We start from the raw sequence: 17,463 nt of genomic DNA, 5'->3' as shown, positions 1-17,463 counted from the left end.
TCATCCGGCCGGTACCGCATCTGCGTATCACTGTGGCCTTCCCGCATGGAAGGCACGCACGATTCGGCTCCCCTCAGTCAGCTTTGCTGATAGCTCCCCTCAGAAAGGGGAGCCAATGCGTAAATAGTCTCCCTCGTTGAGGGGGAGCTGTCACGTAAGAGACTCAGGGGAGAACACACAACCCCTCACAAACAAAACCGTTAAGGAGTACAACATGCGTCTGCTGATCATGGGCCCCCAGGGCGTGGGCAAGGGCACCCAGGCCGCGCTGCTCGCCGAGCACTACGGCATCCCGACCATCTCCACCGGCGACATCTTCCGCTACAACATCAAGAACAAGACCGAGCTGGGTCTTGAAGCCATGAGCTACACGGACAAGGGCGAGCTGGTCCCGGACTCCCTGACCAACAAGATCGTCAAGGACCGTCTGGCCAAGGAGGACTGCGCCAACGGCTGGATCCTCGACGGTTACCCGCGCAACGCCTCCCAGGTCGAGGCCCTCGACGAGATGCTCGCCGAGCTGGACACCAAGCTTGACCATGTGGTGGCCCTCGAAGCCGGCCGCGACGTGCTGCTGGAGCGTATGAAGAAGCGCGCCGCCGAGCAGGGCCGCGCCGACGACACGCCGGAGGCCATCGCCAAGCGCCTGGAGACCTACGAGAAGGAAACCGCCCCGCTGCTGGACACCTACAAGTCCCGTGGCCTGCTGGTCGCCGTCAACGGCGTCGGCGAGATCGATGAGATCAGCAAGACGATCATCGCCGCCCTCGGCTGATTACCGATTATCAGGTGCCGATCGGCTGGCTGATCGACCGAACGGCTTAGCCGAATAGCATATTTTCCAACTGATGCCCCTTTGCGACACGCCGAGTGTCACAAAGGGGCATCTGCGTATATAGTTATAGGTTGGTGTGTCTTCGTACACGTCATAGTAATCATCCAAGGATAGGACACTGAGGCGCATGGCAAAAGACGGTGTGATTGAAGTCGAAGGTCAGGTAGTGGAAGCACTGCCGAACGCGATGTTTCGCGTAGAGCTCGAAAACAAGCACATCGTGCTCGCCACGATCTCCGGCAAGATGCGTAAGAACTACATTCGCATCCTTCCGCAGGATCGTGTCGTGCTCGAGATGAGCCCCTACGACCTGAACCGCGGACGTATTACGTACCGTTATAAGTAAAGGTACACAGAAAAGGATAACCATGAAGGTCAGCCCTAGCGTGAAGAGGATCTGCGAAAACTGCCGCGTGATCCGTCGTCACGGCCGCGTCATGGTGATCTGCACCAACCCCCGCCACAAGCAGCGTCAGGGCTGAGAGCAGATTCTCCAGCGGCATTAAGTAAACAGGCACTCCCTCACAGTGCTTCCCGTCAGGGAACGACACTGAACCACGGGTACGTAGGCCCGTGCCGGGAAACCGGGCGAGTGGGTGCAAGACCTACGGCAACAAGAAGGAATCGCAATGGCACGTCTTGCCGGAGTCGACATCCCCAATGAGAAGCGCATCGAGATCGCCCTCACCTACATTTTCGGTGTGGGTCGTACTCGTGCCAAGGAAACGCTTGCCGCGACCGGTATCAACCCGGACATCCGCGTCAAGGATCTCACCGACGAGCAGCTGATTACGCTGCGTGACTACCTCGAGGCCAACTACAAGATCGAGGGTGACCTGCGTCGTGAAATCGATGCGGACATTCGTCGCAAGATTCAGATCAACTGCTACCAAGGCCAGCGTCACCGTAAGGGACTTCCCGTGCGTGGTCAGCGCACCAAGACCAACGCCCGCACCCGCAAGGGCCCGAAGCGCACGGTCGCCGGAAAGAAGAAGGCCACCAAGTAATCGGTGGCATGATCCGGGCCACGGGATGACCCCATCCCATCGCCCGGGCACCAACAATAAAGTTCGTTACTAGGAAACGAGGGTCAATGGCAGCTCCTAAGCAAGCCGCTCGTAAGCCCGCCCGTCGCCGCGACCGTAAGTCGATCCCGGTGGGTCAGGCTCACATCAAGTCCACTTTCAACAACACGATCATTTCGATCACCGATCCGTCCGGCGCTGTGGTGTCCTGGGCCTCTGGTGGCGATGTCGGTTTCAAGGGCTCCCGTAAGTCCACGCCGTACGCTGCTGGTATGGCTGCCGAGTCCGCCGCCCGCAAGGCCATGGAGCACGGTGTCAAGAAGGTCGACGTGTTCGTCAAGGGCCCGGGTTCCGGTCGTGAGACCGCCATCCGCTCCCTGCAGTCCGCGGGCCTCGAGGTTGGTTCCATCACCGACGTCACCCCGCAAGCCCACAACGGCGTTCGTCCTCCGAAGCGTCGTCGCGTCTGAGCACTCAGCAATACCAATCCATCCAAAACCGCTTAACCGGTGAGTGCACCACCGAGTCAAGCTGAAAGGATAACCACAGTGCTTATTGCACAGCGTCCGACTCTGACCGAGGAATCTCTGAATCCGCAGCGCTCCCGCTTCACCATCGAGCCGCTTGAGCCTGGCTTCGGCTATACGCTCGGCAACTCGCTGCGTCGCACGCTGCTGAGTTCCATCCCGGGTGCTGCCGTGACCTCCGTGCGCATCTCCGGTGCCCTGCACGAGTTCACCACTCTGCCGGGCGTCCAGGAGGATGTCACCGAGATCCTGCTGAACACCAAGGGCATCGTGCTCACCAGCGAATATGACGAGCCTGTGGTCATGTACCTGCGCAAGAGCGGCAAGGGCGAGGCTACCGCCGGGGACATCACCCCGCCGGCCGGCGTCACCATCGCCAATCCTGAGCATCACATTGCGACCCTGGCCGAGGATGGTGAACTCGAGATCGAGTTCACCGTCGAGCGCGGCCGCGGTTATGTGCCTGCCCAGATGAACAAGCAGGATAACGGTGAGATTGGCCGCATTCCGGTCGATTCCATCTACTCCCCGGTGCTCAAGGTGAGCTATAAGGTCGAGGCCACCCGTGTGGAACAGCGCACGGACTTCGACAAGCTCATTCTGGACGTGGAGACCAAGCCCGCCATTTCCCCGCGCGATGCGGTGGCTTCCGCCGGTTCGACCCTGGTGGAGCTGTTCGGCCTGTGCCGTGAGCTCAACACCCAGGCCGAGGGCGTCGAGGTCGGTCCGGCCCCGGTGGCCGAGGAGACCAACCCCGAGATGGCGGTTCCGATTGAGGACCTCAACCTGACGCAGCGTTCCTACAACTGCCTCAAGCGTGAGGGCATCCACACGATCGGCGAGCTCGTCTCCCACACCGAGCAGGACCTGCTCGACATCCGCAATTTCGGTATGAAGTCGATCGATGAGGTCAAGGAGAAGCTGCAGACCCTGGGTCTGAGTCTCAAGTCCTCGCCGATGGCCTTCGACACCAACAATCTCGAAGGTGGCACCTTCTTCTCGCCGGAAGACGAGTGATCTGCCCCTTTCACTAAAACACGTCCGGTGAGTCCCCGAGCGGATGTTCGGGCATATGCCCACCTGCCCGGGACTCACGGACAATAAGGAGTTAATCCCATGCCTACACCTAAGAAGGGCCCGCGTCTGGCTTCCAGCCCCGCACACGAGCGCCTCATGCTGGCAAACATGGCGACCAGCCTGTTCCAGAACGGCCGCATCACCACCACGCTGCCGAAGGCCAAGCGCCTCCGTCCGCTGGCCGAGCGCCTGATCACCTTCGCCAAGCGCGGTGATCTGCACTCCCGCCGTCGCGTGATGCGCGTCATCCGCAACAAGTCTGTGGTGCACGTCCTGTTCACCCAGATTGCCGAGCAGATGGAGCAGCGTGAGGGTGGCTACACCCGCATCGTCAAGATCGCCCCGCGCGTCGGCGATGCCGCTCCGGCCGCCATCATCGAGCTCGTCACCGAGCCGGTTGCCAAGAAGGCCGTGGTGAAGGACGCCGAGGCTGCCACCAAGGTTGCCGACGAGGCTCCGGTTGCTGAGGCCACCGAGGCTCCGGCCGAGGAGACCGCTGCTGCTGAGGCTCCCGCCGAGAACGCCGAGTGAGCTTGAAGCACAGCATCTAGCTGTTGAAGCTGAATGAGGGTTGGAATCCGTTTGGGTTCCAACCCTCATTGCGTATTCGGCGGTGGTTGCTACTCGGTGGCTGTCGGATGGCCACTGCTCCACGGTGTGGTATTCCTCGCACGGTGTGGTAATTCTCGCACCGTGTGGTTCGCGGGAACGTCGTTATTATGCGGTTTTGGTGTCTTAGCGCATCCGTCGCCAACCACACGGTGCGGAAATGACCACACCGTGCGATTGACCACGGATGCATGGAGCCTCGTAGATTAGGAAAGCGTGCGGACGGCGCGGATGGCTTCGGCGCGGGCGGCGAGCTGGTCGTCGGCCGGATAGGCGATGTGCTCCAGCGTCAGGCCCTGCGGCGCGATAGGTCCGCTTGAGCCCTCACGTACCGGGTTGGCCATCTTCCCGGCGAACCAATCCAAGGACTTGCGCCCCGAACCCACCTTCACACACGAACCGACCAAGGACCGAACCATATTGCGGGCGAAGGCGTCCGCCACAATCGTGAACACCAGCAGACCGGACTCCAATGACGGCGTCCGATAGGCCTCGCCCATATCCAATCCCTCCGGCACCAGGGGAGTGGCCGGCACCCGTCGCCAGTATGCGGTCTTGACCTCGCGGATCGTGGTGCCGCCGGGGTTCGGGGTGGCGAACGAACCGAAATCATGCAATCCGATGGTCATCGCGGCGGCCTTGTTCATCACGTCCGCATCCAGGTCCTCGTCCACCAGCAGCACACAGCCGCGCAGACGCGGATCCACCTCACTGGACCGGTCGGCCACACGGTACACGTACGTGCGTTCCAGCGCGGAGAACCGGGCATCGAACCCCTCCGGCGCCACGGACACCCGGTGCATCACGATGTCCGCGGGCAGCACGGCCTTGAGCCGTCGCGCCAAAGCCTCGCAAACCGGCACGTCCATATGACCCTGGCAGCGGGCGAGAACCTCCGGCGACACATCCAGATGCGCCACCTGATGTGAGGCATGCACGCCGGTGTCCGTACGGCCGGCAACCGTAAGCCGCAACGGCTCGTCGGCATCGTCGGTAGGCACCCGCAGCACTTTATGCAGCGCGTCCTCAATGGTGCCCTGCACCGTACGCAGCTCGGGCTGGCGGGCCCAGCCGAAGAATCCGCCGCCGTCATAAGCCAAATCAAGGCGAAGTCGAGTCATCGTCATAGCCCACCATCCTATCGGCATCGGAAGGCATCACAGGCATGCGTATACCCAGACCCGCCTGCACGCAACCCGCGTACCCACCTACACCCGCCTGCACGCAACCCGCCTACCCACCTACACCCGCCTGCACACAACCCACCTACCCACCTACATCCGACTGCATACCCGTCTGCGCACATATCCAAGTGACCTGCCCGTAACATATCCGCACGTTTGCCGAAACGGGCCCGGCATAGATTACAAGCAACAAGCCCCGTTGCGGTTGGCGTCAGCGCGCTCAAAGCGTCCGGCGCGCCAGACCGGAAAGGGGCGGCAGCAGACGTATGCATCGGCCCGAAACGGCCGGAGTGGTCACGGCAAAGGCAAGGAGCAGGCAGCATGATCGAATCCGCGGCACAGAAGCTGGCCCACGAACTGGTGAACCGTCGTGAGGCGATCAACCGCGAACTCTCCCGCAACGGCGTGCGGTTCGGCATCTACAAGAACGGCGAATACCATGATCGTCTCTTCCCGTACGACCCGGTGCCGCGCATCATCGAATCGAACGAGTTCGACGAACTGGAGAAGGGCCTGAAACAGCGCGTCAACGCCCTCAACGCCTACCTCAAGGACATCTACTCGGACAAGGCCATTATCCATGACGGCGTGATTCCCGAGGAATACGTCTACACCTCCGCCGGCTACTTCCCGCAGGTCAACGGCGTGACCCCTCCCGGCGGCATCTTCGCACACATCGCCGGCGAGGACCTGGTCCAGGGCGAGGACGGCCGCTGGTGGGTGCTGGAGGACAACCTGCGTATCCCCTCCGGCGCCAGCTACCCGCTGTTCGTGCGCGACATCGAGCGCCGCATCTCCCCGCGTCTCTTCCGCGACGTGCACATCCGCGACAACCGCGAATACCCGCGTCTGCTCAGGAAGGCCATGGACTTCGTATCCACCGAGGGCATCGCCGTGGTGCTCACCCCCGGCCGCTACAACTCCGCGTTCTTCGAGCACGCCTACCTGGCCGAGAAGACCGGTGCCGCGCTCGCCTTCCCTGAGGACCTCGAAGTGGTGGACAACAAGGTCTACTTCCTCGACTACGCCGGCAAGCGCCATCGCGTGGGCGTGGTCTACCGCCGTCTCTCGGACGAGTACCTCGATCCGTTCGCCTTCAACCCCGATTCCGTAATCGGCGTGCCCGGAATCCTGTCCGCCTACCGCTCCGGCAACGTGGCGATCGTCAACGCGCCCGGCAACGGCGCGGCCGACGACAAGGCCATCTACTACTTCGTGCCGCAGATGATCAAGTACTACCTCGGCGAGGAACCGATCCTGCACAACGCGCCCACCTACATGCCGATGTTCGAGGCCGACCGCAAGGAGGTACTCGACCGCATGGGCGAGCTCGTCATCAAGGACGTAGCCGAGGCCGGCGGCTACGGCGTGGTGTTCGGCTCGTCACTGGACGCGCAGGCCCGTGAGGATCTGGCCGACCGCATCAAGGAGGACCCGCGCCGATTCATCGCCCAGGAGGTGATCCAGTTCCGCGACATCGACGTGTTCGACCCGAAGACCGGCGAGATGTCGCCGCGCAAGTGCGATTTGCGCGCATTCGTGGTGACCGGCAAGAACACGCACGTCTGGTACTCCGGCCTGACCCGCTACTCGTCCGTGCCCGGCCAGATGATCGTGAATTCCTCGCAGGGCGGCGGCTTCAAGGACACGTGGGTCCTCGCGCCCGAAACCGGCGTGGAGCACGAGCTCGGCGCCGAAGTGCAGGTGGCGAACCTGCTGAGCCAGTCCCGTCGCCACTCGTTGTCCCTGGTGACCGCCTCCAAGGCGGATAACCTGTACTGGCTCGGACGCTACACCGAGCGTGCCTTCACCACGCTGAACCAGTTCTTCCCGTTCTACGACCGCGTGATGGACACTGATGTGGACGCCTTCCGCCCGTTCGCCCACGCGCTCGACCTGCCGGAGGACTTCGAGGACTTCGACGAGTTCGTCAAGAACTTCCTGTACGACGGCAACAATCCGGATTCCGTGCGTTCCGCCGTGACCGCCGCGTTCAACAACGCCGTGATTCTGCGCCCCGAACTGAGCTCCCGCCTGCTGCAGTACGTGGAGCTGTCCATGACCAACATCACGGACGCCGCCAAGAACGCCGCCAGCGCCGAGGACCTGTACAACCACCGCGACATCGCCGATGACCTGCTCGCTTTCTGGGGCGGCATCGAGAACTCGTCCGTCGAGCCCACGCTCAAGGCGTTCGTGTTCATCGGCAAGTATCTGGAACGCATCGACCTGTACACGCGCTTCGGCCTGTCCATGGAGGAGATGGAGGCCCCGCTGCGCAAGCTCGCCTCCTACTCGATGGTGCTGGACGGCATGCCGCTGCCGAGCTGCTTCGCCGACGGCCTGAGCTGGCTCGTGGGCCAGCTGCCCGCCCGCGGCTACCAGGAGGTGGCCACCTTGCTCAAGCAGTATCTGGACGACTATTCCGGCCGAATCAGCGCCCTGGCCATCAAGGACATGGGTTCCCTGAGCGCGATGAACATGGACGCCAAACGCCCCTGACCGGAGCCCCTGACAGACGGAAATGCTATGGTGGTACACACGACTGTTGTTCATTAGCCGGTTCGTGCCCCACCATGGCACAGGTTGTTTGATTTTCCGCAGGAGACGCCTTGAAGAAACTCGTGTTCGATTATGAGATGAAGCTCTCCTTCAGCTCGCCGGTCACCGATCATCGTTTCCAGCTGCGATGCATTCCGGCCACCGGTCCGAGGCAGCAGGTGATCGACGTCGAGGTGAAGCTCACTCCCGAAACCGAGCTGGAAACCACCATCGACTCCTTCGATTCCGTGGTGATGACCGGATTCATCCCGGAGCCGCACGACGTGTTCAACTATTCGGTCACGGGCATCGCGTTCGTGGACAACGCGCATATCAAGACCGAGATCTACAAGCCGCTCTACCGTTTCAACTCCGCGCTCACCATTCCCGGTCCGTGCGTGGAGGCCATGATCGACGTGTGCCGTGAGCGTCTGGGCGGCCTGCCGTCCTCCGCCACGCCCGTCGAACGGGCCAGCGAGGTGATGGACGAGGTCTACAAGGCCTTCGTCTACACGCCCGGCTCCACCACGATCCGTACCACCGCCGAAGAGGCGTTGGCCCAGCGCAAGGGCGTGTGTCAGGATTACGCGCATGTGATGCTGTCCGTATGCCGCCATGTGGGCCTGACCGCCCGATACATCGCCGGTCTCCTGGGCGGCGAAGGTGCCACGCACGCTTGGGTGGAGGTTTATCAGGACGGCCGATGGGTGGGACTGGACCCCACGCACAACCGTCTGGTGGATGACAACTACATCACCATCGCCCACGGCCGCGATTACCGCGACTGCATGCTCGACATCGGCATCTTCTCCGGATACAACGTCGAACAGCACCAGTGGGTCAACGCCTCCGTGCACGAACAGATGTCGTAGTTTTTCCTTTACCTTGGCTCCCCTTGTCAGGGGAGCTGGCATGCGTAAGCATGACTGAGGGGTAGTCAGCAGTTCGGGAATGTTCCAGCTCTGACTACCCCTCAGTCGGCTTCGCCGCCAGCTCCCCTGGCAAGGGGAGCCAAGAAAAGTGTTGACGTGCGAAACATGCCTGCGCTATAACTGGGCCCGGTATTTGAAGGGAAGCGCATAGCAGGGGACATGAACGACAACGTGAGCGAACCATCGACATCAGAGACTCCGAATAACGGTACCGGCCAGCCGAATCGACAGGCGAACCGCACTGTTCCGGCCACCACCAACGATCCGACCATCGTCAACAGCAAACACGGCCGCGGTTACGGCCGTATGCACACCATCGACAAACGACGTGCGATTCATCCGGACAATCCCCGTCTCGCCGTGGATCATCCGAACGTCAATATCCTCGATGCCGAAGCCTTGGCCCACCGTGCCGATGTGGACGGTTCCGAGGCTGAAATCGACAAGGAACGCCGCGCTGCGAAAGGCATCCAAGCCGGCAAGGCCGAGCATCACGCGCACGGCCATGCGCTCGCCGGCATCCTCGGTCCTGCATTCGTGGCCGCGGTGGCCTATGTGGATCCGGGCAACGTGGCCGCCAACATCACCTCCGGCGCCCGATACGGCTATCTGCTGGTGTGGGTACTCGTGCTGGCCAACGCCATGAGCGTGCTCATCCAGTACCAGTCCGCCAAACTCGGCATCGTGACCGGCAAATCGCTGCCGGAACTGCTGGGCGAACGCATGAGCGACGCCGGCCGGTTCATGTTCTTCGCACAGGCCGAGGTCATCGCCATCGCCACCGATCTGGCCGAGCTCATCGGCGGCGCCATCGCACTGAACCTGCTGTTCGGTCTGCCGCTGTTCCTGGGCGGCTGCGTGATCGGCGCGGTATCCACCGTGCTGCTCATGTTCGAAGGCGGCAAAACGCATCGACTGTTCGAAAAAATGGTCATCGCCCTGCTGCTGGTGATCACGTTCGGCTTCATCGCCGGCCTGTTCATCGACCCACCGAACCCAGCCGACGTGGCGGGCGGCCTGATCCCGCACTTCACCACCACGGATTCCGTACTCATGGCCTCCTCGATGCTGGGCGCCACGGTGATGCCGCACGCCATCTACCTGCATTCCACGCTGGTCAACGACCATTACGCCGGGGGAGAGGCCAAGCCGAGCATCAAACGTCTGCTGGACGGGTCCAAGGTCGACGTGTTTTGGGCGTTGCTGCTCGCCGGTACCGTGAACCTGAGCCTGCTGATCCTTGCGGCCAACTCGCTGTACGGTATGAAGGGCACCGACTCCATCGAGGGTGCACAGCACGCCATCGTCGCCGTGCTCGGTCCGGTGATTGGCACGATTTTCTCCATCGGATTGCTGGCCTCCTCGCTGAGTTCGACCTCAGTGGGCACCTACGCCGGCTCCGAGATCATGCACGGGCTGCTGCGCATCAAGGCTCCGATGTGGGCCTGCCGCGTGGTGACGCTGGTGCCGGGACTCATCGTGCTGTGGTTCGCGCCGAACCCCACCGAAGCATTGGTGGTGGGACAGGTGATTCTGTCCATCGGCATTCCGTTCGCCATCATCCCGCTGATGCGGTACACGCATGACAAGACCCTGATGGGCGAGTGGGTGGATGGCGCAGTCAAGCATGCCATCTTTATTGTTGTGGCTGTGCTGATCATTGCGCTCAATGTCCTGCTTATCGTGCTGACGGCGCTCGGTAAGGCGTGAGTGGCCTTTCTGGCTCCCAAGAGGGTATCCGTTGGGCCACCGAATCTCTGGCTCCCCTCTCTGAGGGGAGCTGTCAGCGTAGCTGACTGAGGGGAGTCTCCTGTGCAATAGGCTCCCCTCAGTCTCACTTCGTTCGACAGCTCCCCCTCAGAGAGGGGAGCCGAGTTGGAGAGGGGAGCCGAGGTGCGGCCTCACGCCCGATGGAGACGGCGGCGCAGGGTGTGCAGCGAAATGGCATCGCGCGTGCGGCCGGCACCGTCGCCGCGCACGCCGAACGCCACCAGCAGCACCATGACCAGGCAGATACCGGCGGAGATGCGCAGTGCCCACTGGATGCCGAAGATCGTAGCGGCCACGGTGGACGCACCCGAAGCGTGACGCCACGCTTCGAATGTCTCCATGAGAATCACCAGCACAGGCGCGCCCACGGCCCCTGCGATCTGACGGGCCGTGTTCGTCACCGAGGAGCCGGCGGACACCTCGTCCGGGCCGTTCAGGCAGTTCAGCGACCACGTGGTGACCGGCATCAGCAGGAATCCCATGCCGATCTGACGGATGAACTGGCAGATCGACACCCACCAGATCCACGTATCCATCGAGATGAGCGACATGCCGATGGTGCCGATGGTAAGGACGCTCGCACCGAACAGCACGACCGGACGGGCGCCGAAGCGGTCCATCGCGCGACCGCCGAAGAACTGGGAGATGCATTGTCCGAGCGCGCCTGGCAGCATGATCAGGCCGCTCATCGTGGCCGAATAGCCACGGTCGGTCTGGATGTACAACGGCATGATGACCAGAATCGAACTGAACGCGAAGAACGCCAACGAGGCGGTGATGGTGCCGATGGTGAACGAACGGTTCTTGAGCACGGCCAAGTCGAGCAGCGGCGGCTGGGGGAGCGCGGGGCGTCCGGCATCGGCAGCGTTACCGTTGGCCGTCGTGGTCGTGACCTTGGCCGCTGATGCGTTCGTACCCGTGCCAGAAGCCGGCGCTACAGCATCGGTCCTAAGCCCGGCTTCCGCCGCGGCTTTGGCCGCACGGTAGGCCCTGCCGCGATGCACATTGCGCACCGCGAACCAGACGATGCCGGCCAGGCCCACGAGCATCGGACCCCACACCACGGGCGCGGCGAATCCGTAGGCCTCCGAATTGGTGAAGCCGAACATCAGTCCGCCGAAGCCGAACACGGACAGCGCCACCGAGAAGAAGTCCGCGCGGGCTGAGGGATCGTGCGAGCCGAAGTTGTGCAGGCCGAATATGGCCGCAAGCAGTGAGACGACGCCGATGATGGTCAGCGTCAGGAAGATCGAGCGCCAGCCGTTGGCGTCGGTCTGCCAACCGCCGAGCGTCGGGCCGATCGCGGGGGCCACGCTCATGGCCATGCCGACCGTGCCCATCGCGAAGCCGCGGCGGGAGAGCGGGTAGATGGAGAACACGGTGATTTGCAGCACCGGCCACATCACGCCCGTGCCGGCGGCCTCCAGCACACGGCCGGCCATCACCCAGATGAAGTTCGGGCCCAGCCAGGCCAGCATGGAGCCCGCGGTGAACACGACCATCGAGCAAATCACAATCTGCCGGGTGGAGAAGCGGCGCGTCAGATACGCGGTCAGCGGCACCATCACGCCCATGACCAGCTGGAAGACCGAGGTGAGCCACTGGCCGGTGGTGACCGAGATGCCGAATTCGGAGACGATGTTCGGCAGCGCCGAGCTCAGCTGCAGCTGCGTGAAATTGCCCACGAACGTGATGAAGGTCAGGATGGCGATCGAGACGAACGCCGCATGGCTCAGCTTGCCATCGACGTACGATTCCTCCTGGCTGAGCACCCGCTGCAGCTCGTCGCGTCGCGCGCCCATGCCACGGCCGCCATCCCTACGTTCGTTTCCGCTCATCCCTGCCACGCACACTCCACTTCCGTACCGTCCAGCCATATGGTTTCCGGCGATGTCGGATGGTGTGTGGTTCCTCAGGTTCTCCCGGTGGTTCCTCTTCGTGCGACCCGTCGTTGTCCTCGTGCCGGGCCGGGCGGCCCACTCAAAAGCACCCCAATACGCTATACCCAGGGGTGGTCGGTTCCCGCACGCCGGCGCCCGGCCGTTCCGCATGCTGGTTGTCGCGTTGACGGGCGCGGGAGAAGTCCGGGAATGCGGTCGAGCCATGCACAGCCATGCGTAACCGTGCGCAATCATGCGGCGGAAGTACGTAGATATTGTGACGGTCATATACTGAACAATGAGGTTGCGAAAATGTCCATAATTGCTGGAATCGTGTCAATCGATTTTCGGTAGTGGTGCAGCGTTTGCGCGGTGAAGGATGTCCGCGATGAGAACGCTCAGTACTTCGAAATGTGAAATTTCTTGCAACGTTCTAGTGGATGTGAACGCTAACAGCTAGAATAATGCTCCGAGGTGGCATCGGTTGGTTGGAGCTGTTTGTGTGACCGGTCAACCTCAGGGAAATACACGATTGTTGAGACCATGAAAGCGACCCTGACCATGACGGAACTCGATGTTGAACCTCTTACCGTCCACGGATCGCGCATGCCTGCGGTACAAGCATCGGGGAGACCGCGTCACACCATGAGCAGCAGAGCACCCTTCACCAAGGAACAAATCAGCTATCTTGAAAGCCTGCCGGCGGTGGCCTCCGCGTCGGCGGTGCGCATCACCTACACCACCGTCTTCAAGCGTCAGTGCCTCACCAGCTACTACCAGGGCGGCAGCCCGGTCGACCTGTTCCGCAAGGCGGGCCTGCCGCCCGAGCTCATCGGGTACAAGCGCATCGAGCGTTGCTTCTCCCGTTGGAGGGAGTCCGCCGCCGAGATCTTCTCCGGAGAGGTTCCGCTAAGCGAGGTCAAATCCGCGCGCGGTAAGGTGCGTGGTCGTCGCATGGTCTCGGGTGCCGCCAGCGACAAGTCGGTGCTGGCCCCGCTGCCCGCCCGTGATTGGTCCGCAGGTTCCGCAGGCAGGTCTGCGCGATTCGCTGTTCATGCCGACGATGCCGAACCGTTGCAAACCGCCGATACGTCGTCCGCCGATTCGACCGCGCCCGCCGCGTCCGCGGCATCTGACGGCGACGATCTGCGCGACCAGCTCATCCGCCAGCAGGTCCGGTACATCATCCAACTCGAGCAGGAAATCGACGAGCTCAAGAAGCGCGGCAACAATACCGACCACAACGACTGATTCCGACACTATCCACCCCCGAGAGTCGTAGGGGGTCCTGTACAATATTTTCCGCAGTTCGGGGGTATCCCAAGCCTCCCGACCGACTTCGGAATGGCATATACGACCCGCGCTCGCCGCCCGGAATGCCGACCATGTTTTCAGGCACACGTACGACATCGATCAGCGCAGGGTGGATCAGTGGTTCAGTCAGCTCAACTCCGCGAACGCACCGACGAGCAGTTCAGCGATCTCCGTCAGCGGCAGCTCTCCCAGGTGCTCTATTGGCGGTTCTTCGTCAACATGGCGCTCATGCTGGTGGACGCCGCCATGTTCATCATCGCCGGCGCCACCGTACTGAACCTGCGCCGCAGCAACCTGCCGTTCTACTCCATGCGCTTCGGGTTCTCGATGGACCCCACGGTGTACCTCGTCATCGCCGCATGTTTCTGGGTCTGGTCCATCCGGGCCGTGGGCATCTATCACCGGCACGTCATGGGCGACGGCTACCGCGTGAACATGCTGCTCGGCAAAGGCACGGCCCTGTGCTGGATGGTCCACTGCACGTTCGACTACGTCTTCGATTTCCGTCTGACGCTCACCACGCTGACCATCATGGTGCTCGCCGGCAGCTGTCTGACCTTGGCGGAACGTATCGTGTCCCGCCTGTTCCTGGCCCGCAGCCGCAGCAAGGGCCAGTTCGCCTACGGTACGGTGATCGTCGGCTCGCCCCAGGGCATCGGCCATACTTTGCGATTCCTGCGCCTGCGCCAGCAGCTCAACTATCATCCGGTGGCCGTCTGCCCGATTCGCTGCAACCAGACGACGAGCCTCATCGAGCCGGACCCGGACCTGGCTTCGGTGAAAGCCGCGCTCGAGGACTTCTGGGGAGCCCCGCTGCCGGTCCTGCAGTACAGCGACACCGATCTGGCCCGCCACATCATCGACATGAACGCCCAGACCGTGCTGGTGGCGGACGAGCTGCGCCGCTACTCGGACAACTACAACATCTTCTGCGCGCGCATGGAATCCTCTGGACTGGAGATCGCGATGCTCGCCTCCGCGGCGGACACCGCGAACCACGAGTTCCAGGTCCGCTCCATCCAGGGCGTCACCATCATCACCCAGCGTCTCGCCCAGTACTCGCCGTCCGTGCGCCTCGCCAAGCGTTTGTTCGACATCATCGTCTCCGCGCTGGCCATCGTCTGCTCCTCAATCATCACCGTGCCGGTGGCCATCGCCATCAAACTCACCGACGGTGGCCCGGTGTTCTACACCCAGACCCGTATCGGTCTCAACGGCAAGCCGTTCGAGATGATCAAGTTCCGTTCGATGGTCACCAACGCGGACGCGCTCAAGGCCGCCCTCGCCGAGCAGACCGGTCAGACCGACCGGTTCATCTTCAAAATGAAGAACGACCCGCGCATCACGCCGGTGGGCCGGTTCATCCGCCGCTTCTCCATCGACGAGCTGCCCCAGTTCCTCAACGTCTTCAAGGGCGACATGTCCGCCGTGGGCCCGCGCCCGCCACTGCCCGAGGAATATGCGCGATACAACAAGCTGTACGCCACGCGCATGCTGGTCAAGCCCGGCATCACCGGACCGTGGCAGGTGTCCGGCCGCTCCGATCTGTCCGCCGCGGAAAGCGAGGCGCTGGATGTGGCCTATGTGCAGAACTGGTCGATCATGGGCGACATCGGACTCATGTTCCGTACGGTGGGGGCTGTGCTGAGCCATAAGGGGGCCTACTGATGAACGAGTCTCGCCCGACGGGGGCTTCCGGCGAGCCTCCCAAGCCTCCTGTGCCGTCCGCATCTCCCGCAGCGTCCGCTGTTCCGCGAGCTGCCGAGACTCGCGATTCGTCCGATGCCGCCCGCCGGCCTGACTCCGACGGTTCCGCACACCCGCGCCGCCGTCGCATGAGCCGTGCGTCCGTGGCCCGCATGAAACGCGCCCGCGCCCGCCGTCGCATCGTGCTTTCCGTACTCGGCGTACTGGTTTTGGCGATTATCGCGCTGGGCGGCTGGTTCGCCGTATCCGCATGGACCGCCAAAGGCGAGGTGGAGGCCGCGGTTGCTGCCGCGAAAAACCTGCAAACCGAAGTGCAGGGCGGCGACCTCGACCTCGACAAAATCGCGGACGGCATCGACGAGGTCTCCCAGCACATCGACCGGACTTACGCGCAGACCAGCCAGCCGGTGTGGGCGCTCGCCGGACTCACGCCATACTACGGTTCGGACATCAGCACCGTGCGCGAGGTCGTGCGCATCCTCGAGGACGTGTCCAACAACGCGATGCCGGCGCTCGCCAACGTGGCACGAACCGTCGACGTGAACGACCTCGGCATTAAGGACGGCACGATTTCGCTGGGAGGGTTGGATTCCGTGGCCCCGGACCTCGCTCGGGCCAATCAGTCGCTCACGGATGCCGCCGCGCAGCTCAACACCGTGGGCGAGACGCACTTCCCCCAGCTCAACAGTGCTATCGCACAGGGCCGCGAGCAGCTCGGCACGTTGGCCGATCTGACCGGCACGGCCGGCAATCTGGCAAGCATCCTGCCGTCGATGCTGGCCACGGGGCAATCCGGCGGCACCCGTACGTACCTGGTCCTGGCTCAGAACAACGCCGAACTGCGCGCCACCGGCGGCATCGCCAGCTCATGGGGTGTGCTGACCATCAACGCAGGCAAACTGGCGCTCGGCTCATTCGCCACCCCGCCTGCGGACGCGGTGTTCAGTGACGCCGAGGCCCGCAGCGTGCTCACGGCGGACGAACGCAACCTGTTCTCCACCAAAATGGCCACCGACTATCAGGACATCAACTTCACGCCGGACTTCACCCGCACAGCCAAGCTGGCGCATGACATCTGGCAGCGTGCCGGCAATGGCAGCGTGGATGGCGTGATCAGTGTGGATCCGGTGTTTCTGCAACGGCTGCTTGCTGTGGCCGGACCGGTCACGTTGGATGATACGGCCAGTGCTCTGCTGGACGGTGGTACCGGTGGCAGCGGATCGGGTGGCGGCTCAGCCGTGACCCTGGACGGCCAGAACGCCGCGCGGATACTGCTCAACCGCATCTACCTGGGCTCCAGCACGCAAGCCGAACAGGACGTGTTCTTCGCGCTGGCTGCCAGCCAGGTCTTTAACCACGTGCTGCACAACCTCGACGGCAAGGGCATGCAGATGCTCAAAACCGTGCGACAGGCGGTTCAGGACGGTCATCTGTATCTCTGGAGCGCGCACGAGGCCGAGCAGGAGAAACTGGCCGGCGTGCAGGTCTCCGGGGCGCTGGCTACCAAACCCGCCCAGCCCGAGGCCGGCGTGTACTTCAACGACGCCACCATGGGCAAGATGGACTGGTACCTGAAGCGCGAGGTGACCAGCAAATATGACAAGACCTACCCCAACGGGGCACGCCAGTACACACTTACCGTGACGCTCACCAACACGGCGGACGCTTCGGCCGTGGCCGCCGCGCCCGATCTGTTGCGCGGCTACGACGGCGACGGCAAGCCCCGCCGCGGCGAGATCGAAACCGTGCTGTACGTGTACGCCCCCGCTGGCGGCCGGCTGGTGGACTGGAGCGAGGATTTCGACCAGATTGCCACACACGACGGTCTCACCGTGGGCGCCAAGACCGTGACCCTGGAGCCAGGGGAGCGGTTCACCACCACCATCCACGTGCTGGCGAGCGCCTCGGCAGGCTCCACTGAGCTGGTCGTCCGCCAGACCCCTTCGACCGACTGACGGCGGGGCGCCAGACACCCTCCTCGTGGTGGGGGTACCCCCTTGTCGGTAAACTTGAACAGATACGCAACAACCCCTGAGCTGGAATTCCTCAGCTGGGAACGGAG

At 62.9% G+C, this 17,463-nt stretch carries 15 protein-coding genes; 13 read left to right on the top strand and 2 right to left on the bottom strand.

Annotated elements, in window-relative coordinates:
• Window positions 1-214 precede the first annotated feature (214 nt).
• From DF196_RS08820 to rplQ, 7 genes are all read left to right on the top strand, one after another.
• Window positions 215-775, top strand: coding sequence for an adenylate kinase (locus tag DF196_RS08820; protein WP_109057470.1), 561 nt, complete (start codon window positions 215-217; stop codon window positions 773-775).
• Between the two features lie 187 nt (window positions 776-962).
• Entirely contained in the window at window positions 963-1,181 is a 219-nt protein-coding gene (gene infA / locus DF196_RS08815) for a translation initiation factor IF-1 (protein ID WP_003808114.1), read from the top strand.
• Between the two features lie 22 nt (window positions 1,182-1,203).
• Window positions 1,204-1,317: a 50S ribosomal protein L36 gene (rpmJ, locus tag DF196_RS08810; protein WP_003814578.1), complete on the top strand. Its 114-nt coding sequence runs from the start codon at window positions 1,204-1,206 to the stop codon at window positions 1,315-1,317.
• 147 nt (window positions 1,318-1,464) lie between these two features.
• Window positions 1,465-1,842, top strand: a complete 378-nt coding sequence (gene rpsM / locus DF196_RS08805) for a 30S ribosomal protein S13 (protein WP_014484255.1) — start codon at window positions 1,465-1,467, stop codon at window positions 1,840-1,842.
• Window positions 1,843-1,928: 86 nt separating this feature from the next.
• Window positions 1,929-2,330 (top strand): 30S ribosomal protein S11, encoded by a 402-nt coding sequence (rpsK, locus tag DF196_RS08800; RefSeq protein ID WP_034527262.1) that lies wholly within the window; start codon window positions 1,929-1,931, stop codon window positions 2,328-2,330.
• 78 nt (window positions 2,331-2,408) lie between these two features.
• Window positions 2,409-3,404, top strand: a complete 996-nt coding sequence (locus tag DF196_RS08795; RefSeq protein ID WP_109057469.1) for a DNA-directed RNA polymerase subunit alpha — start codon at window positions 2,409-2,411, stop codon at window positions 3,402-3,404.
• Between the two features lie 99 nt (window positions 3,405-3,503).
• Window positions 3,504-3,995, top strand: a complete 492-nt coding sequence (gene rplQ / locus DF196_RS08790) for a 50S ribosomal protein L17 (RefSeq protein WP_109057468.1) — start codon at window positions 3,504-3,506, stop codon at window positions 3,993-3,995.
• A gap of 284 nt (window positions 3,996-4,279) precedes the next feature.
• Here the strand turns inward: rplQ and DF196_RS08785 are convergent, their stop codons facing one another.
• Window positions 4,280-5,194 carry a tRNA pseudouridine synthase A gene (locus tag DF196_RS08785; RefSeq protein WP_109057499.1) on the bottom strand — a complete coding sequence of 305 codons (915 nt, stop codon included), beginning with the start codon at window positions 5,192-5,194 and terminating at the stop codon, window positions 4,280-4,282.
• A 384-nt stretch (window positions 5,195-5,578) separates the two neighbouring features.
• On the opposite strand from DF196_RS08785, the gene DF196_RS08780 reads away from it, so the two are divergent.
• The 3 genes from DF196_RS08780 (at window position 5,579) to DF196_RS08770 (ending at window position 10,440) form a co-directional block, all read left to right on the top strand.
• Window positions 5,579-7,759, top strand: coding sequence for a circularly permuted type 2 ATP-grasp protein (locus DF196_RS08780; protein WP_109057467.1), 2,181 nt, complete (start codon window positions 5,579-5,581; stop codon window positions 7,757-7,759).
• 110 nt (window positions 7,760-7,869) lie between these two features.
• Window positions 7,870-8,670, top strand: coding sequence for a transglutaminase family protein (locus DF196_RS08775; RefSeq protein ID WP_109057466.1), 801 nt, complete (start codon window positions 7,870-7,872; stop codon window positions 8,668-8,670).
• Window positions 8,671-9,168: 498 nt separating this feature from the next.
• Window positions 9,169-10,440 carry an Nramp family divalent metal transporter gene (locus DF196_RS08770; RefSeq protein ID WP_241519665.1) on the top strand — a complete coding sequence of 424 codons (1,272 nt, stop codon included), beginning with the start codon at window positions 9,169-9,171 and terminating at the stop codon, window positions 10,438-10,440.
• 191 nt (window positions 10,441-10,631) lie between these two features.
• Here the strand turns inward: DF196_RS08770 and DF196_RS08765 are convergent, their stop codons facing one another.
• A complete protein-coding gene (locus DF196_RS08765; RefSeq protein WP_109057465.1) occupies window positions 10,632-12,302 on the bottom strand; it encodes an MDR family MFS transporter in 1,671 nt (556 codons plus the stop codon).
• A gap of 723 nt (window positions 12,303-13,025) precedes the next feature.
• Between DF196_RS08765 and DF196_RS08760 the strand changes: the two genes are divergently transcribed.
• The 3 genes from DF196_RS08760 to DF196_RS08750 all read left to right on the top strand — a co-directional run bounded on the left by DF196_RS08760 (window position 13,026) and on the right by DF196_RS08750 (window position 17,356).
• A complete protein-coding gene (locus DF196_RS08760) occupies window positions 13,026-13,631 on the top strand; it encodes a hypothetical protein (protein WP_146194744.1) in 606 nt (201 codons plus the stop codon).
• Window positions 13,632-13,913: 282 nt separating this feature from the next.
• Entirely contained in the window at window positions 13,914-15,362 is a 1,449-nt protein-coding gene (locus tag DF196_RS08755; RefSeq protein ID WP_241519664.1) for a sugar transferase, read from the top strand.
• On the top strand, window positions 15,362-17,356 hold the full coding sequence (locus DF196_RS08750) for a DUF4012 domain-containing protein (RefSeq protein ID WP_241519663.1): 1,995 nt from the start codon (window positions 15,362-15,364) through the stop codon (window positions 17,354-17,356). Before DF196_RS08755 ends, DF196_RS08750 begins: the two co-directional genes overlap by 1 nt.
• Window positions 17,357-17,463 lie beyond the last annotated feature (107 nt).

The sequence above is a fragment of the Bifidobacterium callitrichidarum genome (assembly GCF_003129905.1).
GTDB lineage: Bacteria > Actinomycetota > Actinomycetes > Actinomycetales > Bifidobacteriaceae > Bifidobacterium > Bifidobacterium callitrichidarum.
Note: the sequence above shows the minus strand (reverse complement) of the source record. Positions and strands in the feature narration are given on the sequence as shown.